The organism is Streptosporangium nondiastaticum (genome assembly GCF_003011965.1).
Lineage (GTDB): Bacteria > Actinomycetota > Actinomycetes > Streptomycetales > Streptomycetaceae > Streptomyces > Streptomyces nondiastaticus.
This window is the reverse complement of sequence record NZ_PXWG01000324.1, coordinates 1-833: the sequence shown is the minus strand read 5'-3', so window position 1 is coordinate 833 and position 833 is coordinate 1. Positions and strand designations below refer to the sequence as shown.

Here is an 833-nt window from a genome sequence, read left to right as displayed (position 1 = left end):
CGCCGGCGGGCCGAGCTCGCCCTGCTCGCCTGGCCCGAGGCCGCCGGGACCACCGCCGAGCAGCGCGAAGCGCTCGAACTGGCCGTCCGGCACGGCCTCACCGCCTCCGAAGTCGCCGCCGTCCTCGGCCTGGAGACCGACGCCGCCCGGGCCCTGCTGTCCTCCGCCGCCTGCGAAGTCGAGCGCACGCGCACGGCCCTGGCCGTCGTCGAGGCGGGCCGCTGCCCCGTCGTCGCCCGCTTCGCGGGCGACACCCGGGTGCTGCTCGGCGCGGCCCTGCGGCGCGAGCTCGTCCGGCACGTCGACGACTGCGCCGACTGCCGCCGCACCGCCGAGCGGGCCACCGCCGGCGAGCCCTGGCCCGGCACGGCCGCCTCCTCCGCCCCGCTGCCCGTCCTCGAAGCCCCCAGAGCCGACGCGTACGCCGCGATGCTGACGGCGGCGGGCGCGGGCGGCCGGCAGCGCGGGGCCCACGCGCCCGCCGTGCCGCGCTTCGACCGGCGCGGCTATCCCGTAGACCCCAAGGACCGCACGGCGCGGCGCGGCCGCCTGCGCAGCCGGGCCGTCACCACGACCGTCGTCGTCACCGTCGTCGCCGCGCCGGTGCTCGCCCTGTGGGCCGCGTGGCACGGCGCGCCGGAGACCGGGGAGTCGCGCCCGGAGGCCGCGGCCGTCTCCTCGAAGGAGACCGGAGGCGTCAGCGAACGCCCCTACCGGGGGCCCGGCCCCGCCCCGCGGCCCGTCGGCAGCACGGGTACGGCGTCCGGGCGCCTGGTCACCGAGGTGTCGGTCGCCGTCACCGGCCCCGACGGCAGGCCCGTGCCGCCCCCGCG

Annotated in this window: 1 protein-coding gene; it reads left to right on the top strand. The window is 80.9% G+C overall.

The window, feature by feature from the left end:
• The coding region (locus B7P34_RS36045; protein WP_223268620.1) for a hypothetical protein at window positions 1-833 on the top strand (833 nt) is incomplete at both ends.